Genomic DNA, 21,822 nt, shown 5'->3' with positions numbered 1-21,822 from the left:
TCCCATGTCAATTCGATTTCAGAAATCAGTTTCTTTTGTTTTCTGGCAATATATTTCATTGCTGTCTCTAACTGATCTTCTGCGCCAAATTCACGACGGTTTTGGATTTCTTCTGATTTCACCGTATCACTTTTGGCAATCCGTGTTGTTTTGAAAAACCGAAGATTACGACCCTCTCTATCACCTTCTGTCAAAGGTGCGCCACGTTCACTGGTTTGAATAAGCGAAAATGTATTATCACGCCGTTCAATCCCAACCACTGTGGTACTGGTTTCAACTTCTTCAAAGAGATTAAGAGAACTTACAAGACCAGGTTGAAACTCATAGTTTTCGATGGCTTTCATCATTGTGATGCTTGAGAAAGCATCATGTTTAAAAAAATTCATATCCATGTGCGCATTCTCCTATCGCAATAGAATGTTGTTATGGTCTTCTAAAGATTGAATGGCTGCTTTCTTTTTCTCATCCGTGATGGCATCTGGCCATAGCAGTTCAGAAGCTTTCACTGTGCATAAGCGTGCTGTAATCACAGCGCGTTGATCGGCGCCTGTTGCGTCAACAGTAGCAAAAGAAATCCCTGCCGGTGTTTGACTGCCATCTGTTGCTGCTGGATTAAGGGGGACATAGTGTTCCGTTGTGGTTATCTTTCCCATGACAGTTCCCGCTTCAATGAATGCTCCTGATGCAAACACCACTTCTTCGTTTGACATATCGGGGTCGTAGGGTCCAAGATAAGCGCCATTGCGTACGTCGTCATAAATAATATTCGTCATTTCACTGCCCTCCAAGCTGCTTCCCATTTTGTATGAATCTTTGCCTTGCTCGTCCCATCACTATGAGGGGTATAAGGCGAGACTTTTAAAGACGCGCTTTGAGAGCTAGCAGCCGTCAACACACACTGGCGTGCTTTCTCGATACTCATACCTTTTTGAATAGCTTTTGCTGCGTCAAAAGAAACGCCTAAGTGCTTTGCTTGCCTTTCAAGGGTTGTTAGTGCTTTTGCGCGCTTTCTTTCTTTTTCAAGAGCAGCTTTTATGTTTTCCTGCTTGTCTTCGTTGTCTTCGTCCTCTTCGTCTTCTTCATCGTCGAAGTCTTCGGCGTTTTTGTCTATGTCGCTATCGTCTTCGTCCTCTTCCTCGTCATTGATGATGTCGACAATCTTTTCGTCATCCTCTTCTTCAGCGCGGTATTGTGTGCGTGCCATGTGTTTTGTCCTTCTTTTGTTGTTGATGTTGGGTTTTGTGATATGGAATCCGTTAAGGCTTCCAAAGCTTGCGCAAGGGTGCCTTGCACATCTGCTAATCCAAGCGTGATCGCTTGGGTGCCTATAAAAGTTTCTGCTTTTGTGTCACGAATTGCAGCAGCATTTAAGCGTCTGTTTTGCGCCACCAAATCGACAAACATCTCGTAGAGCAGGGCGCAATCGGCTTGCATTTTTATCTGTGCTGTATCGCTCAAGGGTTCGTGAGGGTTGCCATGGGTTTTGTGATCACCTTCAAAGACAAAGGTCCATTTATACCCGTGTTTTTCATCTGCACGGGACTGGTCAAGATGAGCACAAACAACTCCAATCGAGCCTACAACACCCGTGCGAGCAACCCATATTTGAGAAGCAGAGCAGGCAATGGCATAAGCTGCAGAACAGGCAAACTCATTGGCATGTGCCCAAATGGGTTTATTGTATTGTTTTGAGAGTGTTTGAAACTCTTCAACCAAATCAAAGACACCACCGGCTTCTCCACCGCCGCTGTCAATATCAAGTAAGACAGCACGAACATCAGGTTGTGCAATGGCTTCACGAAAAGAAGCGCTTAAACCTTCATAAGAGGTTAGCCCCGATAAAGCCCCAAGCCATGCACCACGGCGCACAAGCGTGCCATGAACCGGTATTATGGCAACATTGTTTTGTACTACATAAGTTTCAGGGGGTCTTAAAGCCGTTGTATCCCCTTGCGCAAAAGCCCCAGGGGCAAACTTTTCTCCCTCAAAAAGACGCGGTGCAAGAGCATTCAAAATGACATCAAGTTTTGTCGAGGCAAGCATATGTGGAACCCCAAAAAGCCGTGATGCCAAGAACGGCATATCAAGATTATTCACCATTTTTATGTGCCTCACTGCCTTGGTTACTTTCATAAGTCTCAGAAGGTTCTGAATCTGCTGTATCAATCGCTTGATTTTCACCAGAAGGCGCTGCCATATCCGTGTCAAAAGATAAGCCGCGCGCACGAGCGTCTGTGTGCTCTTCTTCAAGTTCGGCATGAATGCTGTCGATATCAAAGCCGCGCTCGGCAAGTGCCATGCGTCGTGTTTTCAAGCCTGCACGAATTTCTTCTTTTTCCGCTGAGATATCCTTGTTTGGATCAATCATTTCAAGCGGGGGTGCAAAGCTTTCACATTGAAGCCATGGCAAGGAATTTTCTTCCCACCCTGGCAAATTGACGCATCCAGCAAGCACTGCCATTTCAACAAAACGCTCCCAAACAATGCGGTTAAACTGAAAGGCAATAATATGTTCACGCCATTGTTTGACGTGCCGTCTAAACTGAATGATGGAGGTGCGTACATTTGAAAAATTCCCCCGCGTAACGTCTCCAGTCACAACGGCATAAGGCATATTAAGTGCTGCACAAATTTTCAAGATATTGCGAAATTGAAAAGCCTCATAAGAGCCACCAACCTCAACAGGATTTGAGAATGTAACTTCTTTATTCTCTCCTAAATAAAGAGATGCACCGGGCGCAATGACAGGTGCTTTGTATTCTTCTTCAACGTTGTTTTTATCACGATTATCGGATAATTTTTCGACGTTTGGTGAATTGTCCTTGACAAACGCCGCGAAAAGAGCCGCCGTCCTTTTTCTATCGAGTTCTGCGTCGTCATAGGATTCGAGTTGAAAGATCTTTGTCATACAGCGCGTTATTTTGGGAGAACCGCGCAATTGTCCTGCGATACGGCGCTCTTTGATGTGCAGGATCATTTCAGCGGGGACACGCACGCGCTCTTGGCTCTCAAATGCCATATTTGCAGGGACATCATCATAGGGGTGATGTTCCCAGAAATGATAAGCAACGCGCTTGCCACTGGCATTAAATTCAATTCCCATACGAATGTAATTGCCTTCAATCTCAGCCGGTCCATTGTAGGAAAGGTCCAACATTTCCGTGGGATAAACTTGTAATTGAAGCGGTACACCAGAGCGTCCGTAGAGATCAACATAATGCAATCTTACAAAGCACTCTCCGGTTAAAAAGACCTCTCGTGCAATGGTTGCTTGCAGCCCATAAAAGCTGGTATCTTCATCATAATCTGCTTCATCAACCCATTGCCACCATAAGTCTAAAAGCTTTTTCTTTTCTTCTTGAAAGCCTTCAATACGAGGATAAGGTTTAATCCCATCACTTACAGCCGCAGAGACCCATTCCTCCGTTGCAGAACCATAAAGAGCTTCATTGTCATAAAGCCATCTTGAACGGGCAACAATGGTATCACCGCATTCTTCAATCGCTTTATTGATATGTTTTTTTGCGGGGTCAAAACCACCCATACGGCGGCTTTTGCTTGCCGCTTCAAAATGGGGATTGTGTTGACGAGAAATTGTAAAAAAGCCCGTGAGTTTATTGAAAAAACCAGCCATTAATAGCCTCGTGATATATTAAAATAGAAAACGCGTGAACGCTTGCGTCCTTCAAGGTTGGCTATTTGTGTGTTCAGCATCTCAAGCGCTCTGCGCAGTTCCTCAACAGAACGGTTGCTGACTTGCTTATCGCCATGGCGCACCGATTGTGCTCCCGAATAAAGAGCTTCTTCAATTTGTTCACGCCGCTTTTTTAAACTTTCCAGTCTGTCAGTTTTGCTGTTTACTTGGTTCAAGTCTGTATCCATAAATTACCTCCAATCCCCTTGCATATAAGGATTCATCACCGTTCTGGATTGTTTCCTTTGAGGTTGTGCTGTCTGAGATCTTCTTGGAGAAGGAGAGGGCACATGTTCTGATGTTGGCTGCTCTAAAGAGCCTTCAATTTTAAGTTTTTCCAGACGCTCTTCTAAGATATCGACTTCTCGATTAAGGTTTATTCCTGCCGAAATCAGACCTTGTAAAGCAGCATAAGCATAGACCCTACAGTCCAAGGCTTCGTTTCTTGCCTTTTCACTTTTTTGCCATTCAATACGCTTGAAGCCTTTAAAATATTTGATGACTTTTCTTTCAGCGGTCAGTTGGTCAAAATATTCCCGATCAAGGTTTTTGTGAAAGTGTGTTGCACCAGCACCCGATGCTTCAGGTCCCGATTTTTTAAACCGTGCCGTGATAATATCTTTTGCTGCATCAACCCCAACAATATAGAGATTAATCTGTCCTTTGTTGTTTCTACTTGGACGGCGTGGCCATACCGCACGCCATCCCGCTTGCCCCTTAATTCCCCAGATACGTCGTCCCTCACGGGGGCGCACGTAATTATAAACCGCTTGTGTGTGTCCACCACCGGTATCAATACAAGCAGCTGTTATCCTAATTCCCTCTTTATAGCCTGTATGTGGCCAGCGTTTTGTAAGGTATTCATCCAGCTGGTCCCATACTTCAAAAGAAGAGGGATCACCAAGGATAACTTGATAATCAATATGCCAACTTTCTTCACTGCGTCCCCATCCAACCACTTCAAGTTCTAAGCGGTCATTTTGCACATCAATACCCGCTGTCAACAACACGGCTTGTTCTGGTGCAAGGGGATAATCTTCGCGTTTTGCATAGAGGCTATCTGGGTCAACAACTTCGCCTGTTCTGTCCTCCCATGGCTCTCCAAGCACTGTATTGACAAAAGGCTGTAGAAGAGCTGGATCATCCTTGGCATTTAAAAACTCTCTTGCGCATTCCCCCCAAGTAAGCCAAGGGGAATAGAGTGCCGAAATATGATAAGAACGCAAATTGGGTCTGCTTGATTCACTGGTTGGTACCCAACATGCTCCTCGTTCTTCACACATGAGATCTGTTTTTCTGTGCTCGGCATGTTCATGGCCACAATGGGCACAAACAAACACAGCTTTTTCGGGGGCGCCTTTTGGCCACTTAATTTGTGACCAAACAATGGGCTGTAGAACACCACATGCATCACAAGGCACGTTGTAATATCGCTGGTCTCCTAGCACAAAATCCTTGGCAATACGGCTTGTGTCACGGTGGGTGGGTGTGGACAATTTAAAGATCTTTCGTTGTACAAAGGTTGAGGTACGCTTTTCAGCGATCATCACCGGATCACCTTCGTTATCCACACTGAGAGGATAACCATCCACTTCATCTAAAATCAGATAACGAATAGGCATGGAACGCAAACCAGCAGCACTGTTTGCCCCTGTAAGCATCAGTGCACCACCATCAAACTCTTTCGAAAACATTGTATTACCACTGTCGCGTGCCCGCGCTGGGGCAATGCGTTCGCTTAAAGCAGGGCTTGCCATAATCATAGGATCAAGCCGCGTCTTTGAAAGCTTTTTGGCTGTCTCAACCGTTGGCATCACATAAAGAGCAGGTCCTGGACTATAATGAATAGCATAACCGCAGAAATTTAATCCTGCCTCTGACATGCCAACTTGCGCCCCTTTCATGACAATAGTTGTTTCAATTGGTTTGTGAGAGGAAAGGTTATCCATGATTTCGCGCAAATAGGGGGTCCGCTTTGTTCTCCACAATCCAGGTTCAGCACTTGCTACCGTGCTAAGGTATCTATTCTTATCCGCCCATTGCGAAACCGTGTACGGTGGGTCCGGTTGTCTTGCATTATTGGCATGGGCGAAAAATTCTTCGACTGCATTGTCATCCATTATTCGTTTCTTGCAAGTTCTCTAACTCTGGAGAATGAGGATCATGAAAAGGCACTGGAATATTAACCGCCTCAAGCAAAGCGGTTCTCATAGTGTAATCAATAGCACCAATAAGGCTGGCTGCATCACATCCAACTTGTGCAGCAATGCTTGCACCAAAACGATGAGGAAAATTCAACATAGCATCACGGTGCGCTCTTCCAAACTCACGCGCTGCCTTTTTCATTTCTTCTCGATCAACAGTGGTTTCGCGCAATCGTTCAAGTGCAATCTTTTCGCTTTCAAGCGCAACTTGCATTCGCTCCAGTTTTATCTTGTATTCATTGGCTCCATCTGTAGAGGCTAGTTTGATCTTTGTCCGCGGTTGTCCATCAGGCGCTAAAAGTGAAGCAGGGCGCTTTGTTGGATTCTCATTCCAGATGGCTGTGGCAAGGGCTTCATTGACAGAACCATCTTCAAAAAGAGCCGTATCAAATTTACCTGTCTTAAATCGTGAAACAGCCGCATTATGTGAAACCCCCATCTTCTTCGCAAACGCACGAACCGATATCCCCTCACGATTCTTCTTATCCATAGTTGCTCCATTTTGAATGGTATATACGAATTATTGTACACTTTAATTATTGACAAGGTTTTATTTTTCGTGTACATAAAATATATGAAGATAGTGTGGGATGAACCAAAAAGAGCTTTAAACATTGTTAAACATAAGCTTGATTTTGCTGATGTTATTTACTTTGACTGGGAACATGCTCTTATTGATGCAACACATTCAAACCGCATGAAGGCTATTGGACATTTTGCGAATGGCACAACAGTTATTGTTTTTGCAAAGCTTGGCAATGAAGCGATATCCATTATCAGTTTTCGTCAAGCGAATAAAAAAGAAAGAGAGGTTTTCAATGACTATCAAAAAAACCTTTGAAGCAGGATGTGATTATACAAAAGAAGATTGGGACGCTGTGGATTCCCCACCACTAACAGATGAAGAACTTGCACGCTTAAAGCCAGCTAAAGATGTTTTACCACCTTCCTTTTTTAAATATGTAACAGAAGAACGCCGTAAACGTGGGCGTCCACCCGTTGAATCTCCCAAACAAGCGGTTACTCTACGCCTTGACCCAAACGTTATTGCTTCTTTTAAAAAACAAGGAAAAGACTGGCGAACACGTATGGGTGAAGTCTTAAAAAAAGCAAGTGGCAGCTAAACCAACCACCTCCCCATTTTGAGAACGGGGAGGGGAGATGTGTTTTAAATCTAAGCAGCTTTTACGACAGATCTTGCTAAAACGCGCTTAGCTTCTTTTGTAACTGATTTGTAATGATCAAGCTCTTTTTCGAGGTCATTTGCATCCAACAAACGCCTCATCATCAATCCTAAGATTTCTCCAATACCTGCAGGTTTTTTAAAACACTCATAAGAAAATAATTCATAATCAACAGCTTGGTTTCTCAGTTTCTTCTCACACTCAATAAAGTAACGGCGTGCTTGACGTCCTTTCTCGTTACGTTCAACCATGGAAAGCTCTTTTGCCATGTCTAGGGTGAGATGATATTCTTTACTTATAACATTTTTACGTTTCCCAATTTTGGGAAGCGTTAAAATATAGTCCTTTCCCTCTTCAAATGCATACTGATTAATGCGGTTCGTAATCCAAGTAGCAAAACGTTTTCCTATTGCCAAAAATGTATGTAATTCACGTGCATTCACTGTCTGAACGATATCACCATCAATCGTAGTCTGATGTAAGTCAATTAAATATTGTGCCATGATTTGGCTCCTATGTGCTTAAAGGTTTTCTATTGACACTCTAAAAGATGCCGGGTGCTAGAAAACACGGCACATAGCCCGTCGTTATGCTTTCCCCACAAGGGTATTGTATAGCATAACTACACCCGACAAAGTTATTATATGCGCCTAACATACAATGAGTCAAAGTCTTTAATGTGCGGAAGACTGATTATTTCGGCAACCAATCCGCTATGTGTTTAAGGTGTTTTCTAGGCACCTGATTCGAAAATAGACATTGACGCAACAATGTCAAGAATAAACATAATTTTTATCTAAAAATAATCGCATACTGTACAGTGTACATATTGAAATCATTATTTATCAATGAGTTAAATGTACAATGTACAGTCAATTTGAAAATTCTGTCGCTAGCGATAGTTCGCGCTCGTCCGCCCCGCAACGAAGCCAACCCGCTGGGAAGTACCTTTTGCATTGATTTTATTGTATTTTTTCTGGAAAAAGCGAAGCATAAGTGATAATCTGTTTTTAAAATTGCAATAAGAATATGTAATTCCTAAACTCATAAGGATATGGAATATATAGATAAAGCTTGAGAACATGATCTAGCCTTTCTTATTAGCAGCGTATTCTTGACGTTTAAGTTGTCTCTGTATGTTTTCAGTTAATCTTTCATTGGCATATTGTGCAATAGCACTTGCAATCTCTGGCTTGGACATCACTTTAGCAATTGAAGGTCCTTCTTGTTTTGCAATGGGGAATTGATCTCCATCCGCTCTTTGAAACACATTCCCATTCAGCTTTTTTAATTCAACACGCTTTGGAAAACTCCCACCTTTGATAAAAGCATGGGGTAAGATTTCTTTTTTTCCAAACATTTTGTATGTTACTCCGCGTTTTGTTTCTTTTGCTTTAAAAAATTTAAGAGGTATTGGTGTTCCAGAACCAATGATATCTGTCTCAAGAAACCTTGCTGTTGCCTTTTCTTTAATATAAACACCTCTTCTTATACGCTTTATTTGGGCTGATGAGATGTCTGCAACTTGCTTTTCAGTAAAGCGTTCAACTTGTTTTGCTGCAGTGTTTAGAGCATTACGCAGAGCCCAATTAAGGCGTGGTGCTTGAAGACTGGTGAAGGTATCCTTCACCTGTTGAAGATACCATTTTTGGTGGATGATTAACTTCAACTTCTAAGCCTTTTTTGGGGTAGGTGTTGATGACTTAGAAGCTTTAGATGCTTTTGGCTGTTCGAGTGGAATTTCCTCTGTCACTGGTTCAGACGATGTTTGTACGGCTTCTTGTTCTATCTGTTTAATTTGTTCAATTGCCTTATCTGTTTTTGCTGTTGTCTTGACGTCAACAAAAAGTTTTGCAGCATTGGCGCGCTTGAGACGTGCGTAGACTTGATTAGAAACTTCAACAAATGGATTATTGGGTGTTGATGGTTCAAAGCGAACAGTGCTTTTATTGTCTCCAACAACACACATTGGCTTAGTGATGACAGCTTTCATCATTGCTCCTTTTGCGTCATAATTAATGACATCATTAGTCAATTATTGATTTTTGTTATTTGAAAAATAGATTAGTCAGAATTACCCAGAAAACAGGGCTTTCTAGCCACGTTTCAAGATCACATTTTGCTGAATTTTTGGGGATATTTTTGAATTTTAGACACAATACGACTAGTGCAGTACCCTCACTAAATACGATTTTTTACACTATGTCAACAAAAAAATCATGATCTTGTATTTTTTTTATTTTTTTACCTAAATATGGTGTTTTAAAAGATGTCCTTTATTTTCCTTTAATGCAACATTTATGTTGTATTGAAACATTTTAGATGTTATATTATTATAATGAATAGTCAAGAATTGAAAAGATATCTTATAAAGCATGGTTGCAGTTTTACTTCAGGGAAGGGAGGGCATTTGCTTGTAAAGCGTGGTTCTAAAAAGTCCGTTTTACCTATGCATGGTACGCGAAAAGAATTAGGAACAGGATTAGTCCAGAAGATTCTTAAAGATCTTGACCTAAAATAAGCCAGGATATGGAGGTGTAAATGAAATATGCAATCAAATTTATCAAAGATGACAATGATACTCTTCTAGTCGTCTCTAAAGACTTTCAGGAATTTATTACTTATGGTAACGATGAAAAAGAAGCTTTGGAACAGGCTAAAAATGCACTTTTAACAGTCATTATGGGGCGTTTTCAAGATCGTGAACCTATTCCCTTTGGACATCGTGATATTGCCTATCCTTTTGTTGAAGTATCTTCATTGGTAACTTTAAAAATTGCAATACATAACGCTATGATTGAAAAAAACTTACGCAAAGCTGATCTCGTACGTCTTTTAAAACTTCATCCAATACAAATTGACCGATTGTTGGATTTAAACCACGCAACCAAATTAGATGCCTTAGAATCTACTCTCATTGCTCTTGGAAAAGAGGTTGCCATTAATATCCAAGACGCCGCTTGAAAACTACCGGTTTTGCGTAAAATGTTTATAAAGCGCATTAAGAGCAATGCGCAATGAAAGCACAAGGTGTGGTAGTGATTGATCTTCTATGACAAGATACTGTAATGCAGCATGAAGGTTATATTGACGGTGTAAATATTGAGCTTCTTGAACAACATTTTTTACAGCTAAAAGATGTTCTGTTGCTATCTGTACCCATTTCTCTCTTGCTCCGTTATCAGAAGTTGTAGGCATTTCATCATAAATTGCATTAGGCAATCCTTTTGCACATAGGTAATTGTTTTTCACTTCAAGATATTTTTGCGCAGCATCATATTGGTCTTGATTTATTTCGCCTTGCAAATAAAGCCGCCCAATATAGGTACCGGAAAGCGGATNGGTCTTGATTTATTTCGCCTTGCAAATAAAGCCGCCCAATATAGGTACCGGAAAGCGGATTTTTAGCCTCTTCTATGGTCAAGCCAAAGCGTTTGGCACGCATTTCAATTGCCAATTTATCCATGGGTTCATGCGGTGTTTTTGCTCGTGAGATGCGTCCATTTGGTTCTCTGATACATCCTTTAATCCGAGGACGACCGCGTTTTGCACGTTTTTTTCTTTTTGTCATATTTTTTTTCAATCAGAATGGGACGCTATCGTTAAGAGCCGTTCTATAATCTTGAGCACCTGAAGCGATAGCATAATTTTGAGAAGTAATAGGTGAAGGGGTAGGGGATGCCGATTGATCTTTCTTTGCATCAAGCAAATACAATTCACCTTTGAATTGTGGTAAGACAATCTCTGTTGTGTAACGGTCATGCCCATTTTTATCTTGCCATTTGCGTGTTTGTAATTTTCCTTCTACGTAAACTTTTGAACCTTTGTTTAGATACTGAAGTGCAATTTTTGCCAAATGTGGATTAAAAATCACAACTGAATGCCATTCAGTTTTTTCTACTTTTTGATGAGTATTTTTATCCGTATAGCTTTCAGAAGTTGCCATACGAAAATTGACTACTTCTGTTCCAGAATTCATTGTTTTGCTTTCGGGATCAGCACCAAGGCGCCCGATTAACGTCACTTTATTTAGCATATTTGTAGCCCCATTAGATTTGCAATTTATACATGAAAAATCTTAGCATAATTTGCATATTTATTCAATTATTTCAGTTTATTAATAACAGTTTTTTAAGTATTACATTATAATATTATTTGACAAATTATTCATCAAAAAAACATGTCACACAAATGGCATGGCTTTCTTATTTCTGCTTTTAACTTTTCAATAAATATCCTTTCATTAAGAGTCTGTATCAAACTTTTTTGTTCGATTTATTGTTGACTATCGAACCTTTTTGTGCGATATTCATTTTATGAAAAAAGGGGGAGGCTAAATGAAACGAGAAGCACTGCTTAGAGAATTACGTAAAGAAGCCAGAAAAAGAGGCATTCATTACAGTGAAGCTCCTGATGCAGGCAAAGGGTCACATTATTTGGTAACTTTTGGAGACAAGACAACCGTTATAAAATCTGGTGAATTGACCCCACTTTACGTGAAAATAATAAAAAAGCAGTTGGGGGTATGAGTTACTCTCTCAACGGCTTTAATTTTTCGTTTCAAAAGCATTTTGATCATGGCGAGGAGACCTAAACATGGAATACACGTATCAAGCAAAACTGGAATCTGATCCAGATGGTGGTTTTATTGTAACCTTTCCAGATGTACCAGAAGCAATAACAGCTGGAGAAAATAGAGCAGAGGCATTAGAGAATGCTGTTGAAGCTTTAGGGTTAGCATTACGGAGCTATCCTATGCGTGGTTTGCCTTTACCAATGCGACAACAGTATAAAGACCTTGTAGAGGTTACGGTAGATGCGTGGAATGCTCTTAAGCTCGCAGTGGTAGAAGCCTTTAATGAAGCGAATATCACAAAAACAGAATTGGCACATCGTTTGGGTAAAAAAGAAACAGAAGCAAGACGCATTCTTGATCCAAATTATCCAACTAAGCTTCAAACACTAGAGCAAGCACTGAGTGTTCTTGGCAAGCAAGTCGTTATTACAATCAAAAACGCGGCTTAACTTCCTCCCCACTTTTAAAATGGGGAGTTATGTTTTTAAATCTAAGCAGCTTTTACGACAGATCTTGCTAGAACCTGTTTTGCTTCTTTAATGAGGGCTTTATATTTTCTGTTCTCTTCATCTACTCTGAAGGCATCAAGAAGACGCATATGAATAGGACCTAAAAGATATAAAACTTTTTCGCCAGCGTTCATACCTTCCCAATAACTTGGCAAATCAAAGCGCGTATCACGGTCATAATCAACAGCTTGGTTTTTTAGTTTCTTTTCACACTCAATAAAGTAACGGCGTGCTTGACGTCCTTTCTCATTGCGTTCAACCATTGAGAGCTCTTTTGCCATGTCTAGAGTGAGATGATATTCTATTGCTGTAACAGCTCTAGATTTTGCGCTTCCCAATTTTGGGAACCGCAAATCTTGTGTTTTTATGAAGTCTTTACCTTCTTCAAATGTATATTGATTAATACGATCCGTAATCCAAGTAGCGAAACGTTTTCCTATTTCCATGAATGCGTGTAACTCACGAGCATTGACCGTTTGCACAATTTCTTGTTCAATAATTTTTTCTGATATTTTAATAAGAGTGTTCATAATATTGGTTCCTTTGTTTTAAAAGTTTAAGTATCCAGGGCTAAAACAACCGAACCAATTCAGTCCTTCACATCTTTAGGTTACCCTTGGACATACATGTGAAGACCCTGGACAAAATTTCTTATGATGGGCAACAGATCTTTCGGGATACTATTGAACCGATTGGTTACAGGTGTTTTAAGCCTGCTTCGTAACCTAATGGCTTTTAAAAATTTGTCAAGTTGTTCCTGATATGAGTTAGCATCTAATCATTGTTTTTTCAGAAGCTTCTGAAAATTTTTTGATCTCTCTGTTGATCTCGTCTATAAGAGGTTCGTAATTGAGAACGCTTTTCGGAATAGCACCACCGTAAACCCATGCTTTCACTTGCGCTTTGGTACTAAAATCCGCATTTTCTGGTGTGGTATAATACTGGCCGCCATCAAACTTTTCACACTCTCTTGTACCGTCTTCATATTCGTAGAGGTTGTAAAAATACTCCTCTGCTCCGTCCCCCCAAGGAACATAACCAACAGCTGTTGCAACCCACTTTTTTCGCATGGGTTGTTTACGGATTGTTAAGAATAAATGTTTAAAAATGAACATGCTTTAATCCTAATTTTACCAATTGGTCTATTTACCTCAAATTTGATCATACAGAGCGTTTTATATTGCAGATGTTGATTCTATCATAAAATCTTTAAATCGCTTTGTAAGGTGCTTTTTTGTCGATTTAAATGCATGTCTAATCGTAAAACGATCAGCACTTTTCACTAGTTTGCTGTGGACCAAAGCGTTTCATTATCCCACCAATGCCATTTAAAGTTTCTTCAAGCTCTTGCTTGTGAACAAGCGTTAGTGGTCTAAAATGCTCTTTCGCTGTTTTTTCTTTGAGTGTTTTCTCACATGTGTTTTCAATTGCTCTACGTACAGTTTCGGCTTTTGAAAGAAGGGTATTTTCTAGTGTCTGGCAATAAGTTAAAAGCTCTCCACAAGTTGGCATAAATGTTTTTGATATCCCAATTGCTTGACCAGTTACGATATCTTCGACGCCTTTTTTCAAAGCATATGCTGAAATCCGTTCCAGCATCATGCTATAGGATAGAACAACGGCTTTGGAATCTGTGTTCGCAGGGACTCTCATGCTTGAGAGTAGGAAAGAAGCTTGCTCAATTTGCTTAACTGAAGCTTTCACAGAGAGCAACGCTTGTAGAAGATTGCAAGCATCTAAGGTTTGCTCTTCCTCCTGTTTCGTCAATGTATTCCCAGCTTTCAGCGTCAATGGATACCCCGGACTGATCATTTCCATAATCTTCTCCAGATGAGAGATGATCTCTGAGTTCGTTGAAGCCTTCTGCAAGCTGTTCTGTGAAAGTTTTCTGAGTGAATTTTCCATGATAACCACCTAACCGTTTTTCCTGTTCTAATCTTGCTTTTTTCTTTGCTAGCGTTCCGATAGGGCTTGTGACCCAATTGTACCAAGTCCTTTGCCAATCTCGTTTGTTTGCATTTTTACCTGGGTTTGCTATCCAGTAATTTGTGAACCGTTCGGTTTCTAACAGCGCCTCATCATGGGTTAATCCTTGATCGATTGCGTATTGCAAATTAGGTTTGAAATCCTCTGGCAATCGACAACCGCGATTAGCTTGCGCTCGTTTTGCTTTTTTGGGAACGTTCTCTTGCTCGTGAATGGGAGGTTGGTTGTCTGATGAGGTTGTGATTTGCTCTGATGTGGTTTCAACAGCAGCAACCTCTGTTGGTTCGTCAACCAAATCGATTGTTGCTAAACTTTCAGAACCAATTTCTTTTTTTGCTAAAACGATAGTTTTAGTTTTTTTATTATATATGTTATTGTTATTGTTAATGGCATCATTAAGCATTTCTTGTGCATTGCTAAAATCCCCACAAGCATCATGCTTAGCATCCTTAAGCATACCGTTAGCATCATGCTTAGCATTTTTAGCATCTTGATCATCACTCATTGTTTTTGCTTTATGATGTTTTGCCCATTTTGCCTGCGCTGCTTTCTTTGCTCTCTCTGAAAACTTATTTAAATTTTCATTTGAGTTATTGAGTTCTTCTTCAACATCTAAACTCCACAAGCGTCCATCTTCTAAATAAATGATGTGTCCAGATCTAAATAAATAATTTAACGCCTTTTCAAATCTTTTTACTGAACAACAAGTAAAATGAGATAATATTCGTGCATCATTCAAAAGAGGCTCACGCGTGTGTAACATTCTTATCCGCAACTTCACATAAACATTGACTTCCATAGGTGGTAAATCAGAGAGTTTAAATAGCCACTGGTCTGTATTAAGTCTCGTCCAAGCCAATTTAGTTGACATATTTTACCTCCTTTTCTTCATTATTATTAAAGGTAAAATTATCTAGCTCTTCACTGAGGTTATTGAGTTCTTCTTCAACGCGCGTATTCCACAATCCATTATCTGTCTCAACAAGTTTATCATTCCTCATTAAGTATTCGACAATAGCTGCAAATTTTTTCTGCGAACAATGACAAACGCGTGCAAGCGTTTGAAAATCTGTTTTAAGTGGTTCTTTTTTTTCATACATGCAAACGAGAAGGGTTATATAAACCCCCCGTTGTTCAGATGTCATTCCATTTGTACCACTTATCCAGTCATACAAATGGAATCTTATCCATGGCATACCATTAGACATGCGCGCCTCCTTCTTTTATTAAATATAAAATTGCTAAAGCATCTGCTTCGTTGTCGTCTTTAGGCGTATGTCCTTTGGAACATATTGCCTTAATCATTTTTACTTTTGATGCGTTTCCTTTTCCTGTTGTTGCTTTCTTAATTGTGCCAACAGGAATGCCTTCATACGGTATCTGATGATGTTCACACCACGTCGTTAAGGTTGATAACAAGTCACCGTAAATATGCGCTGCATCAGTACTATTATGACGCCTCACTTCTTCAAAATACATCGCGTCAATGCTGCCTACTGTCTGTTTTATTTCTGATAGACATCTCTTAAAGCGTAAATAATGCATTCCACCGACTTCAAAATATCGGGGGTGGAAATTCATGACACCACTGATGATGTGACCATCCGCACCGCATATCGCCCAGCCTGTCTTAGTACCTAGATCAAGACAGAGAATCGTGTTAGTCATTTGCTATTCCATTAAAAATTATTTTTACAAAGCCGTTCAACGGTAATTATTTTCGAAATGGGGGGAAAGAATGTTAACGATATTTGAATACTTTTCTATAATCTCTATCACTGCTACAACTATTCATGCTGGTGTTTCAGTTTGGACAGGATACAGAAAAAACAAACAACGAGCTCTAGGACCTAAATTACAAATTAATTATACAAAAACACTAGCAAACGTACCTTACGATCCAAATGAAAATCCCACATTCAAAGTAGATTTAACCTCCTACAATCCCACAAAACAAGCAATTAAGATAAATAATATTTGGCTAGATCCCAAAAGTCCGTTTCAATTTGTCGAAGCCGTCTATCCCAATCCAAATCCCGGAATTATTAGAGAACCAAGCATCAATATTCCTATAAAACCTAAACACATCAACTTAATGCACCCTAAGTTAAAACCGGAACCAGAGAGCACATTTGATCTATTTAATGTCGAAAGTAAGAATGAACTTACAATTTTACTGACTATTCAAGCTATGCAACCAAATGTAGTAAATCCTATAAACATTATTTTAGAACACACTTCCTCTAACTATCCCAATAAAACACTTAAAGCTTTTTATTGCATTGGCTTTTTTCGTTTTTCAGAGACGCAAAGATTGAATTTTTTGGCTAAGATATCCAAGACAGAACGTGCTCTATATCGTTCCCTCATTCGCGATAAATAAAAAATGAAATAAATAGCTACACACTAAAAACAAGCTGTAAGACCTAAATCTTTAGTTATCTTAATTTCCTTCCTCTATCTATTGTTGTACCAGTGAAAAAATACAATTATATTCAAAACGATAACCGATATGGACAGTAATGATATTGCTAAACCGTAATCCATTTTTATTTCCTTTCTTCATATTGAAGCTTCGTCATTTCATTTTGTTCACATGGCTTCATGCAAACAGTGGAACCATTGACAAAAGCAGGCGTTGCTTTTTCTTGTATTGCAGTAGTAAAATTTTCTTGATACCAATCACTAGGACTTACATAATTATCCGTAATCTTTGCTATTTGCTTTATTATCCTAGGCTGAGGAAATCTCTTCTTATTTATGTAACGCGCTATTGATGTCTGTGTAACACCTATAGAGGCTGCAAACTCAGCGTAAGTAATATTATTCTTCAATAAATATGATTTTAGCTTAAACATTCCCAAATCATACCATAGCGGTATTTTTAATGCAAGAGATTTTTACCGTATTGGTATTTGAAAGATAAAATTTTTTTTATAGGATAAGAATCATGAATAACTTAAAATTTTTCAGAGAGAAAATGGGCTTAAGCTCTAAAAAGTTAGCTGAATTAGCAGGTACGAGTCAACCACAGATTTTTCGCTTAGAAAATGGTCATCGGAAATTAACAAAAGAATGGGCTATACGTTTAGCACCTCACTTATCCGTTACCCCTAAACAATTGATGTTTTCAGAACAGGAGACAAATAACTTAGATGCACAAATAGAAGATATGCTCGAACATCTAAGTTATGATAACAAAGTTAAACTTCTTGATCTTCTTTCTTCATTTTATCAAGAAAAGAAATAATAAATTTCTTTTTTTCATCCTCTGTTAATTTTTTCCAAAACGCTAATATTTTTTCATCAATCAATAGATTTTTATCCATTATTTCACCCCTTCCAAATATAAAATAAAAAAAATAACCATTTTGGTATTGACTCAACACTACCATAATGGTATAAACATCTCATAAACCACGCACAAACAATCGCCAAGAGGCGTTAGGGAGGAAAAATTATGGAAAATCCAATTCTTATAAATTCTGATGAAATTTTATTAGTTGTCTATGATGATGATCAAAACATTGGTCGGTCTGGACCACTGGATAAAAGCCAAATTCTAAGCATTGTTGATGAGGCAGATGATGCAATCCAAATCTTTCGCATCAATCCTTCTGAAAAGAACTGTGAAGATATTTCTGAAGAGATCGCAGAGGCATATGTAAAAGAAAATATTGAACGTCTCGATGAAGATAGTGAGGTTCATTACTTTATACGTGAAAGTGATGTTTACAATAGACTTTTAGACGAGATCGCAGACGAAAAATATAATGATGAGATTTACGGTACTTACGAACAACAACACCGTTTGCGTCCTTGTGATGTGCTTTAAAAATTCTAAAGGGCGCTTTTAAAAGCGCCTCCTTTCATTCATCAATCCCATCAACATGAGGTTCGTAATGGAAAAGCCTATTGCTATCCAGCACAATACAATCAAACACGAAACCGTTCAAACGGTCAACGCTCGTGAATTGCATGAATTTTTGGAAATTGGGAAAGATTTCTCTACTTGGATTAAGGACCGTATTCATCAATATGAATTTGAAGAGGGAACTGATTTCATAAAAACACAAGATTTGCGGTCCCCAAAATTGGGGAGCGCAAAATCTAGAGCTGTTACAGCTATAGACTATCACCTCACATTAGACATGGCAAAAGAGCTCGCCATGGTAGAGCGTAATGAAAAAGGTAAACAAGCCCGTCAATATTTTCTGAAATGCGAAAAAAAAGCAAATTCAAAAATCGATTATTCAAATCCTGAAACATTAGAAGATTTCTTAAGACATCTAAGACAGCAAATTAAGCACAATGACAATGTTGTCACAACGAACGGAGTGAAGCATGCATAATTTTATCACAACATCTGAAAGAAATTTTCAAAACACAACAGTTCAAACGATGTCTAGTCGTGAAATTGCAGAGTTATGCGGTAAGCAACATGCGCATATTATGCGTGATATTCGACAAATGTTAGGAGAATTATATCCTGAAGGGGGTCAATCCAAATTTGGATCCACCTATTTAGATAAACAGGGTAAGCCCCAGAACTGTTACAACCTCCCTAAGCGTGAATGCCTTATCTTAGTTTCCGGTTACAGCATGACATTACGTGCTAGGATTATAGACCGTTGGCAAGAATTGGAAAAGCAAGCAGTAATACCACAAATCGACTACTCAAGCCCTCAAGTTATGCTTGGTGTTTTAACGTATCTCAAAAATGAAAATGAACAAAAAGATAACATTATTGCAAATTTAAAACCAAAGGCAATGGCTCTTGAAAGCTTACAGCGCCATAATGGACTCTTCGGTCTTACAGAAGCCGCTAAAATACTCGAGATGCAACCAAAACAGTTCATTCTCTTCTTACAGAAAAAAGGTTGGGTTTACAGACGAGCAGCAGGTGGAAATTTGCTTCCTTATCAAGACAAAATCCAAAAGAAACTTATGGATTGTCCAACCATCACACTTCAAACCGCAAGTGGAATAGAAAAAGTCATTCCTTGCGCAAAAATCACAGCAAAAGGAATTGGTGTGCTGTCTCAAGAGCTTAAAAGACAAACCATGCATTAAGAGGAGGTTATTATGATAAAAAAGAAGTACGAACTTACTGATGAGAAAGCTGAGTTTAAAGGGGTAACTCTTCACCGTATCCGCGCTTTAAGAGACTTTGGAGTTATTAAAAAAGGTAATTTAGGCGGCTTTATAGAACATGAAAACAACCTATCGCATCATGGTAATTGCTGGGTAGGTGGTAATGCATTCGTCTTATCTTGTGCTTGCGTTTACGATAATGCTCAAGTTTATGATGATGCTGAAGTTTATGGTAGTGCACGAATTAAACATAATGCACATGTTTACGGTTTTGCCGAAGTTTATGGAATGGCAACAGTTTCCGGTAATGCACGTATTTATGGCGACGCAAAAATTTATCGTGATGCGGATATTGATGGCGATAACGTCATGTCCACTGGAGAAAAAGCATGGTGAAAAAATACGAATTGACTAATGAAACCACCGATATTGTAAGTTGCCATACATTGTACCGCATTCGTGCTTTAAGAGATTTTGATGATGTTAAGGCTGGGGACCTTGGGGGCTTTATAGAAAATGAAAGCAATCTCTCTCATGATGGCAATTGCTGGGTCTATGATAATGCTTGTGTTACTTGGGGTTCAAAAATTTATGACAATGCAAAAATTTATAATAACGCCCGAGTATATGGTGGTGGTCGCATTTTTGAAAACGCACAGATTTACGGAAATGCAATTGTTTATCCCAATGCAAGAGTTTATGGCGACGCAAAAATTTACGGAGATTCAGAGATCTGCGGAGAAAGCCGTATCACAACAAACGAGAAAAAATAAATCATGTATAAATATGGAATTAAACCTACCTTGTGTGCACAGTTAGTTGTGAGAAATACTCACAATCTAGGTGAACTTTGTATCACTATCTCTGGGTATAAAGACGAGCCTTATGTAGATACCATAATTTCTGAAGACATAATGCAGCCTATAAAATCCAAACTCTAACAACCAAACCAACTTTTAACACATGCGTGATTCACGCCACGGGTGAATTGCGCTCAAATAGGAGGAAATCAAGATGAGTGAACTAAGTACCACACAAATGGAATTAGTGGAAAAAACGAACGATTGTGAAATCAAACCTACAGCTATGGAGCTTATTTTAGAAAGAGCTTTAGAAAATGATGTCGATATGGATCGTCTCAAGCGTCTTCTTGAATTGCGAGAAAAGGAGATAGAACGACAAGAGTGTCAAAACTTTGTCCGTGATCTTTCTGCTATACAAGTGGAATATAAAAATATCGAACAAAATGCCATTAATACACATACTAAAAGCCTCTATACAACGCTTGATAAATATATTGATGCTATTAAAGAACCTCTTGCAAAACATCACTTTGCCTTGTTCTCTCGTATCAAAGACCAGAGTTCAAATGACATAACTGTAGAAATGACTTTAAAGCATATATCGGGCAATGAAATATCAACACAAGGAACATTTCCCATTGATGCTACGGGAAGCAAAAATAACACACAAGCGGTTGGTTCTACTATAAGCTACGCACGTAGATATCTCTTAGGCATGCTTCTTAATGTTGCAAGAAAAGAAGACGATACAGATGGAATAACACTTCTTGCGGGTATCTCTTCTGAACAGATGAATGAAATCAAAGAATTAATTAAAAAAACACAATCTGAAGAAAGTAGGCTTCTCTCTTTCATAGGAGTAAAAAATCTAAAAGATATGTCTTTTAAACAAGCACAAACCGCTTTGTTTGCTTTGAAAAAAAAGCAGCGAAAGCAAATGAATAAAGCACAACAAGAGCAATTAGATGCACCTATACAAGATATTGAATATGCACCAACTCAACAACAAACGGCGGTGTGAAATGGAACAAAGAACAGCACAATGGTTTCAGGCCCGCTTGGGAAAAGTCACCGCTTCAAACGTTTACAACCTACTGAGTAAAACAGCAAAGGGAATGCCGACAAACAAATATGAAGACTACAAAATCAAACTTATAACAGAACGTTTAACTGGTGAAGTAAGCCAATCTTATCCAACGCCGGCTATGCAATGGGGCATTGAACATGAAGAAGATGCCTTGAAAGAATATGCATTTATTTATGATACAGAGATCATAGAGTGTGGTTTCATACAACACCCCACAATCAAAATGGCTGGTGCTAGTCCTGATGGGTTTGTTGGTGATGACGGTTTAGTTGAAGTCAAATGTCCACAATCACCAAACCATTTACGCTTCTTTATAGATGACACTATAAAGCCTGAATATAGCGCGCAAATACAATTCCAAATGGCTTGTACGGGACGAAAATGGTGTGATTTTATCAGTTATGACCCACGTTTTACGAGGCAATCAACATACTTACGCATGAAAATCAAACGCATTCACCGTGATGAAGAACACATTGAACAGATTAATCAAGCGGTCGAAGCTTTTTTAGCAGAAATAGAACAAGAGATGCAAAAGATTTTGACAAAAGCCGCTTGACGTTATGGGGGTGCTCTCTCCTCCCAGCACCCCCACCCATTTACCAAGGAAATTAAACGTGTGTAACACCAAACATATTATCATACAGCCTGCTAAAGATGAGGAATTTTGTTTTTTTACCATTGG

The 21,822-nt window shown here is 39.2% G+C and carries 33 protein-coding genes and 2 pseudogenes; 15 read left to right on the top strand and 20 right to left on the bottom strand.

Annotation, left to right across the window (positions count from 1 at the left end):
• The 8 genes and pseudogenes from ACFIK7_RS06775 to ACFIK7_RS06740 all read right to left on the bottom strand — a co-directional run.
• Window positions 1-392 (bottom strand): major capsid protein (locus tag ACFIK7_RS06775; RefSeq protein WP_375663136.1); only part of this gene is annotated, 392 nt, incomplete at its 3' end.
• Window positions 393-404: 12 nt separating this feature from the next.
• Window positions 405-773 carry a head decoration protein gene (locus ACFIK7_RS06770; RefSeq protein WP_375643668.1) on the bottom strand — a complete coding sequence of 123 codons (369 nt, stop codon included), beginning with the start codon at window positions 771-773 and terminating at the stop codon, window positions 405-407.
• Window positions 770-922 carry a hypothetical protein gene (locus ACFIK7_RS06765; protein ID WP_273790320.1) on the bottom strand — a complete coding sequence of 51 codons (153 nt, stop codon included), beginning with the start codon at window positions 920-922 and terminating at the stop codon, window positions 770-772. The genes ACFIK7_RS06770 and ACFIK7_RS06765 overlap by 4 nt, the downstream gene beginning before the upstream one ends.
• A gap of 110 nt (window positions 923-1,032) precedes the next feature.
• A pseudogene (locus ACFIK7_RS06760) lies at window positions 1,033-2,100 on the bottom strand (S49 family peptidase).
• The gene (locus ACFIK7_RS06755; RefSeq protein WP_273790322.1) at window positions 2,090-3,634 is read right to left on the bottom strand and encodes a phage portal protein; all 1,545 of its coding nucleotides are present in this window, start codon (window positions 3,632-3,634) and stop codon (window positions 2,090-2,092) included. The pseudogene ACFIK7_RS06760 and the gene ACFIK7_RS06755 overlap by 11 nt, the downstream one beginning before the upstream one ends.
• On the bottom strand, window positions 3,634-3,882 hold the full coding sequence (locus tag ACFIK7_RS06750; protein WP_273724442.1) for a phage head-tail joining protein: 249 nt from the start codon (window positions 3,880-3,882) through the stop codon (window positions 3,634-3,636). The genes ACFIK7_RS06755 and ACFIK7_RS06750 overlap by 1 nt, the downstream gene beginning before the upstream one ends.
• A gap of 3 nt (window positions 3,883-3,885) precedes the next feature.
• A complete protein-coding gene (locus ACFIK7_RS06745; protein WP_375663135.1) occupies window positions 3,886-5,814 on the bottom strand; it encodes a phage terminase large subunit family protein in 1,929 nt (642 codons plus the stop codon).
• Complete coding sequence (locus ACFIK7_RS06740) at window positions 5,807-6,388, bottom strand: hypothetical protein (protein ID WP_375663134.1); 582 nt, start codon at window positions 6,386-6,388, stop codon at window positions 5,807-5,809. The genes ACFIK7_RS06745 and ACFIK7_RS06740 overlap by 8 nt, the downstream gene beginning before the upstream one ends.
• 84 nt (window positions 6,389-6,472) lie before the next feature.
• On the opposite strand from ACFIK7_RS06740, the gene ACFIK7_RS06735 reads away from it, so the two are divergent.
• A complete protein-coding gene (locus ACFIK7_RS06735) occupies window positions 6,473-6,739 on the top strand; it encodes a BrnT family toxin (RefSeq protein WP_273790325.1) in 267 nt (88 codons plus the stop codon).
• The gene (locus tag ACFIK7_RS06730; protein WP_273790326.1) at window positions 6,717-7,022 is read left to right on the top strand and encodes a BrnA antitoxin family protein; all 306 of its coding nucleotides are present in this window, start codon (window positions 6,717-6,719) and stop codon (window positions 7,020-7,022) included. Before ACFIK7_RS06735 ends, ACFIK7_RS06730 begins: the two co-directional genes overlap by 23 nt.
• Before the next feature lie 50 nt (window positions 7,023-7,072).
• Here the strand turns inward: ACFIK7_RS06730 and ACFIK7_RS06725 are convergent, their stop codons facing one another.
• The 3 genes from ACFIK7_RS06725 to ACFIK7_RS06715 all read right to left on the bottom strand — a co-directional run bounded on the left by ACFIK7_RS06725 (window position 7,073) and on the right by ACFIK7_RS06715 (window position 9,075).
• On the bottom strand, window positions 7,073-7,585 hold the full coding sequence (locus ACFIK7_RS06725; protein WP_375631623.1) for an antA/AntB antirepressor family protein: 513 nt from the start codon (window positions 7,583-7,585) through the stop codon (window positions 7,073-7,075).
• A gap of 584 nt (window positions 7,586-8,169) precedes the next feature.
• Window positions 8,170-8,751: a hypothetical protein gene (locus ACFIK7_RS06720; protein ID WP_375663133.1), complete on the bottom strand. Its 582-nt coding sequence runs from the start codon at window positions 8,749-8,751 to the stop codon at window positions 8,170-8,172.
• A 3-nt stretch (window positions 8,752-8,754) separates the two neighbouring features.
• Window positions 8,755-9,075 (bottom strand): hypothetical protein, encoded by a 321-nt coding sequence (locus ACFIK7_RS06715; protein ID WP_375631617.1) that lies wholly within the window; start codon window positions 9,073-9,075, stop codon window positions 8,755-8,757.
• A gap of 345 nt (window positions 9,076-9,420) precedes the next feature.
• Between ACFIK7_RS06715 and ACFIK7_RS06710 the strand changes: the two genes are divergently transcribed.
• Both ACFIK7_RS06710 and ACFIK7_RS06705 read left to right on the top strand, forming a co-directional pair.
• Window positions 9,421-9,603 carry a type II toxin-antitoxin system HicA family toxin gene (locus tag ACFIK7_RS06710; protein WP_006589116.1) on the top strand — a complete coding sequence of 61 codons (183 nt, stop codon included), beginning with the start codon at window positions 9,421-9,423 and terminating at the stop codon, window positions 9,601-9,603.
• Window positions 9,604-9,623: 20 nt separating this feature from the next.
• The gene (locus ACFIK7_RS06705) at window positions 9,624-10,046 is read left to right on the top strand and encodes a type II toxin-antitoxin system HicB family antitoxin (protein ID WP_375613904.1); all 423 of its coding nucleotides are present in this window, start codon (window positions 9,624-9,626) and stop codon (window positions 10,044-10,046) included.
• A 3-nt stretch (window positions 10,047-10,049) separates the two neighbouring features.
• On the opposite strand, the pseudogene ACFIK7_RS06700 reads toward ACFIK7_RS06705, so the two are convergent.
• Both ACFIK7_RS06700 and ssb read right to left on the bottom strand, forming a co-directional pair.
• Window positions 10,050-10,653: pseudogene (locus tag ACFIK7_RS06700) on the bottom strand (hypothetical protein).
• A gap of 12 nt (window positions 10,654-10,665) precedes the next feature.
• Complete coding sequence (gene ssb / locus ACFIK7_RS06695) at window positions 10,666-11,118, bottom strand: single-stranded DNA-binding protein (RefSeq protein WP_375631613.1); 453 nt, start codon at window positions 11,116-11,118, stop codon at window positions 10,666-10,668.
• A gap of 301 nt (window positions 11,119-11,419) precedes the next feature.
• Here ssb and ACFIK7_RS06690 point away from each other — a divergent pair, with 301 nt between their 5' ends.
• Both ACFIK7_RS06690 and ACFIK7_RS06685 read left to right on the top strand, forming a co-directional pair.
• Entirely contained in the window at window positions 11,420-11,611 is a 192-nt protein-coding gene (locus ACFIK7_RS06690) for a hypothetical protein (protein ID WP_004859817.1), read from the top strand.
• A gap of 67 nt (window positions 11,612-11,678) precedes the next feature.
• Window positions 11,679-12,107: a type II toxin-antitoxin system HicB family antitoxin gene (locus ACFIK7_RS06685; protein WP_006589119.1), complete on the top strand. Its 429-nt coding sequence runs from the start codon at window positions 11,679-11,681 to the stop codon at window positions 12,105-12,107.
• Between the two features lie 41 nt (window positions 12,108-12,148).
• Here ACFIK7_RS06685 and ACFIK7_RS06680 read toward each other — a convergent pair whose 3' ends face one another.
• From ACFIK7_RS06680 to ACFIK7_RS06655, 6 genes are all read right to left on the bottom strand, one after another.
• The gene (locus ACFIK7_RS06680; protein WP_375663132.1) at window positions 12,149-12,697 is read right to left on the bottom strand and encodes an antA/AntB antirepressor family protein; all 549 of its coding nucleotides are present in this window, start codon (window positions 12,695-12,697) and stop codon (window positions 12,149-12,151) included.
• A gap of 237 nt (window positions 12,698-12,934) precedes the next feature.
• Window positions 12,935-13,282 (bottom strand): hypothetical protein, encoded by a 348-nt coding sequence (locus ACFIK7_RS06675; RefSeq protein ID WP_375663131.1) that lies wholly within the window; start codon window positions 13,280-13,282, stop codon window positions 12,935-12,937.
• A gap of 154 nt (window positions 13,283-13,436) precedes the next feature.
• Window positions 13,437-13,871 carry a hypothetical protein gene (locus tag ACFIK7_RS06670; RefSeq protein WP_273790335.1) on the bottom strand — a complete coding sequence of 145 codons (435 nt, stop codon included), beginning with the start codon at window positions 13,869-13,871 and terminating at the stop codon, window positions 13,437-13,439.
• Complete coding sequence (locus ACFIK7_RS06665; RefSeq protein ID WP_375631605.1) at window positions 13,855-15,024, bottom strand: hypothetical protein; 1,170 nt, start codon at window positions 15,022-15,024, stop codon at window positions 13,855-13,857. The genes ACFIK7_RS06670 and ACFIK7_RS06665 overlap by 17 nt, the downstream gene beginning before the upstream one ends.
• Window positions 15,014-15,361, bottom strand: coding sequence for a DUF1376 domain-containing protein (locus ACFIK7_RS06660; protein WP_375663130.1), 348 nt, complete (start codon window positions 15,359-15,361; stop codon window positions 15,014-15,016). Before ACFIK7_RS06660 ends, ACFIK7_RS06665 begins: the two co-directional genes overlap by 11 nt.
• On the bottom strand, window positions 15,354-15,821 hold the full coding sequence (locus tag ACFIK7_RS06655) for a crossover junction endodeoxyribonuclease RuvC (protein ID WP_375663129.1): 468 nt from the start codon (window positions 15,819-15,821) through the stop codon (window positions 15,354-15,356). The genes ACFIK7_RS06660 and ACFIK7_RS06655 overlap by 8 nt, the downstream gene beginning before the upstream one ends.
• A gap of 70 nt (window positions 15,822-15,891) precedes the next feature.
• Here ACFIK7_RS06655 and ACFIK7_RS06650 point away from each other — a divergent pair, with 70 nt between their 5' ends.
• A complete protein-coding gene (locus ACFIK7_RS06650; RefSeq protein WP_208438211.1) occupies window positions 15,892-16,536 on the top strand; it encodes a hypothetical protein in 645 nt (214 codons plus the stop codon).
• A gap of 166 nt (window positions 16,537-16,702) precedes the next feature.
• On the opposite strand, the gene ACFIK7_RS06645 is transcribed toward ACFIK7_RS06650, so the two are convergent.
• Complete coding sequence (locus ACFIK7_RS06645; protein ID WP_375637857.1) at window positions 16,703-17,011, bottom strand: helix-turn-helix domain-containing protein; 309 nt, start codon at window positions 17,009-17,011, stop codon at window positions 16,703-16,705.
• Window positions 17,012-17,103: 92 nt separating this feature from the next.
• Between ACFIK7_RS06645 and ACFIK7_RS06640 the strand changes: the two genes are divergently transcribed.
• The 8 genes from ACFIK7_RS06640 to ACFIK7_RS06605 all read left to right on the top strand — a co-directional run bounded on the left by ACFIK7_RS06640 (window position 17,104) and on the right by ACFIK7_RS06605 (window position 21,696).
• Window positions 17,104-17,403 (top strand): helix-turn-helix domain-containing protein, encoded by a 300-nt coding sequence (locus ACFIK7_RS06640; protein ID WP_015856266.1) that lies wholly within the window; start codon window positions 17,104-17,106, stop codon window positions 17,401-17,403.
• A 210-nt stretch (window positions 17,404-17,613) separates the two neighbouring features.
• Window positions 17,614-17,988, top strand: coding sequence for a hypothetical protein (locus ACFIK7_RS06635; RefSeq protein ID WP_375637858.1), 375 nt, complete (start codon window positions 17,614-17,616; stop codon window positions 17,986-17,988).
• Window positions 17,989-18,055: 67 nt separating this feature from the next.
• A complete protein-coding gene (locus ACFIK7_RS06630; protein WP_375637859.1) occupies window positions 18,056-18,505 on the top strand; it encodes an antA/AntB antirepressor family protein in 450 nt (149 codons plus the stop codon).
• Window positions 18,498-19,226, top strand: coding sequence for a Rha family transcriptional regulator (locus ACFIK7_RS06625; protein ID WP_375637860.1), 729 nt, complete (start codon window positions 18,498-18,500; stop codon window positions 19,224-19,226). The genes ACFIK7_RS06630 and ACFIK7_RS06625 overlap by 8 nt, the downstream gene beginning before the upstream one ends.
• 12 nt (window positions 19,227-19,238) lie before the next feature.
• Complete coding sequence (locus ACFIK7_RS06620) at window positions 19,239-19,643, top strand: hypothetical protein (RefSeq protein ID WP_273790345.1); 405 nt, start codon at window positions 19,239-19,241, stop codon at window positions 19,641-19,643.
• On the top strand, window positions 19,637-20,020 hold the full coding sequence (locus ACFIK7_RS06615) for a hypothetical protein (protein WP_273790346.1): 384 nt from the start codon (window positions 19,637-19,639) through the stop codon (window positions 20,018-20,020). Before ACFIK7_RS06620 ends, ACFIK7_RS06615 begins: the two co-directional genes overlap by 7 nt.
• Before the next feature lie 241 nt (window positions 20,021-20,261).
• Window positions 20,262-21,071: an ERF family protein gene (locus tag ACFIK7_RS06610; RefSeq protein ID WP_273790347.1), complete on the top strand. Its 810-nt coding sequence runs from the start codon at window positions 20,262-20,264 to the stop codon at window positions 21,069-21,071.
• Window position 21,072: 1 nt separating this feature from the next.
• A complete protein-coding gene (locus ACFIK7_RS06605; protein ID WP_273790348.1) occupies window positions 21,073-21,696 on the top strand; it encodes a lambda exonuclease family protein in 624 nt (207 codons plus the stop codon).
• The last annotated feature ends 126 nt before the right edge of the window (window positions 21,697-21,822 follow it).

Origin of the sequence: Bartonella sp. CL266QHHD (assembly GCF_042195355.1) — a bacterium.
Classification (GTDB): domain Bacteria; phylum Pseudomonadota; class Alphaproteobacteria; order Rhizobiales; family Rhizobiaceae; genus Bartonella.
Note: the sequence above shows the minus strand (reverse complement) of the source record. Positions and strands in the feature narration are given on the sequence as shown.

Bases quoted from the DNA above. Each gene is read 5' to 3' on its own strand.
- ACFIK7_RS06770 (WP_375643668.1), bottom strand. From the start codon at position 773: ATGACGAATATTATTTATGACGACGTACGCAATGGCGCTTATCTTGGA.
- ACFIK7_RS06765 (WP_273790320.1), bottom strand. From the start codon at position 922: ATGAGTATCGAGAAAGCACGCCAGTGTGTGTTGACGGCTGCTAGCTCT.
- ACFIK7_RS06755 (WP_273790322.1), bottom strand. From the start codon at position 3,634: ATGGCTGGTTTTTTCAATAAACTCACGGGCTTTTTTACAATTTCTCGT.
- ACFIK7_RS06750 (WP_273724442.1), bottom strand. From the start codon at position 3,882: ATGGATACAGACTTGAACCAAGTAAACAGCAAAACTGACAGACTGGAA.
- ACFIK7_RS06745 (WP_375663135.1), bottom strand. From the start codon at position 5,814: ATGGATGACAATGCAGTCGAAGAATTTTTCGCCCATGCCAATAATGCA.
- ACFIK7_RS06740 (WP_375663134.1), bottom strand. From the start codon at position 6,388: ATGGATAAGAAGAATCGTGAGGGGATATCGGTTCGTGCGTTTGCGAAG.
- ACFIK7_RS06735 (WP_273790325.1), top strand. From the start codon at position 6,473: ATGAAGATAGTGTGGGATGAACCAAAAAGAGCTTTAAACATTGTTAAA.
- ACFIK7_RS06730 (WP_273790326.1), top strand. From the start codon at position 6,717: ATGACTATCAAAAAAACCTTTGAAGCAGGATGTGATTATACAAAAGAA.
- ACFIK7_RS06725 (WP_375631623.1), bottom strand. From the start codon at position 7,585: ATGGCACAATATTTAATTGACTTACATCAGACTACGATTGATGGTGAT.
- ACFIK7_RS06715 (WP_375631617.1), bottom strand. From the start codon at position 9,075: ATGAAAGCTGTCATCACTAAGCCAATGTGTGTTGTTGGAGACAATAAA.
- ACFIK7_RS06710 (WP_006589116.1), top strand. From the start codon at position 9,421: ATGAATAGTCAAGAATTGAAAAGATATCTTATAAAGCATGGTTGCAGT.
- ACFIK7_RS06705 (WP_375613904.1), top strand. From the start codon at position 9,624: ATGAAATATGCAATCAAATTTATCAAAGATGACAATGATACTCTTCTA.
- ssb (WP_375631613.1), bottom strand. From the start codon at position 11,118: ATGCTAAATAAAGTGACGTTAATCGGGCGCCTTGGTGCTGATCCCGAA.
- ACFIK7_RS06690 (WP_004859817.1), top strand. From the start codon at position 11,420: ATGAAACGAGAAGCACTGCTTAGAGAATTACGTAAAGAAGCCAGAAAA.
- ACFIK7_RS06685 (WP_006589119.1), top strand. From the start codon at position 11,679: ATGGAATACACGTATCAAGCAAAACTGGAATCTGATCCAGATGGTGGT.
- ACFIK7_RS06680 (WP_375663132.1), bottom strand. From the start codon at position 12,697: ATGAACACTCTTATTAAAATATCAGAAAAAATTATTGAACAAGAAATT.
- ACFIK7_RS06675 (WP_375663131.1), bottom strand. From the start codon at position 13,282: ATGTTCATTTTTAAACATTTATTCTTAACAATCCGTAAACAACCCATG.
- ACFIK7_RS06665 (WP_375631605.1), bottom strand. From the start codon at position 15,024: ATGTCAACTAAATTGGCTTGGACGAGACTTAATACAGACCAGTGGCTA.
- ACFIK7_RS06660 (WP_375663130.1), bottom strand. From the start codon at position 15,361: ATGTCTAATGGTATGCCATGGATAAGATTCCATTTGTATGACTGGATA.
- ACFIK7_RS06655 (WP_375663129.1), bottom strand. From the start codon at position 15,821: ATGACTAACACGATTCTCTGTCTTGATCTAGGTACTAAGACAGGCTGG.
- ACFIK7_RS06650 (WP_208438211.1), top strand. From the start codon at position 15,892: ATGTTAACGATATTTGAATACTTTTCTATAATCTCTATCACTGCTACA.
- ACFIK7_RS06645 (WP_375637857.1), bottom strand. From the start codon at position 17,011: ATGTTTAAGCTAAAATCATATTTATTGAAGAATAATATTACTTACGCT.
- ACFIK7_RS06640 (WP_015856266.1), top strand. From the start codon at position 17,104: ATGAATAACTTAAAATTTTTCAGAGAGAAAATGGGCTTAAGCTCTAAA.
- ACFIK7_RS06635 (WP_375637858.1), top strand. From the start codon at position 17,614: ATGGAAAATCCAATTCTTATAAATTCTGATGAAATTTTATTAGTTGTC.
- ACFIK7_RS06630 (WP_375637859.1), top strand. From the start codon at position 18,056: ATGGAAAAGCCTATTGCTATCCAGCACAATACAATCAAACACGAAACC.
- ACFIK7_RS06625 (WP_375637860.1), top strand. From the start codon at position 18,498: ATGCATAATTTTATCACAACATCTGAAAGAAATTTTCAAAACACAACA.
- ACFIK7_RS06620 (WP_273790345.1), top strand. From the start codon at position 19,239: ATGATAAAAAAGAAGTACGAACTTACTGATGAGAAAGCTGAGTTTAAA.
- ACFIK7_RS06615 (WP_273790346.1), top strand. From the start codon at position 19,637: ATGGTGAAAAAATACGAATTGACTAATGAAACCACCGATATTGTAAGT.
- ACFIK7_RS06610 (WP_273790347.1), top strand. From the start codon at position 20,262: ATGAGTGAACTAAGTACCACACAAATGGAATTAGTGGAAAAAACGAAC.
- ACFIK7_RS06605 (WP_273790348.1), top strand. From the start codon at position 21,073: ATGGAACAAAGAACAGCACAATGGTTTCAGGCCCGCTTGGGAAAAGTC.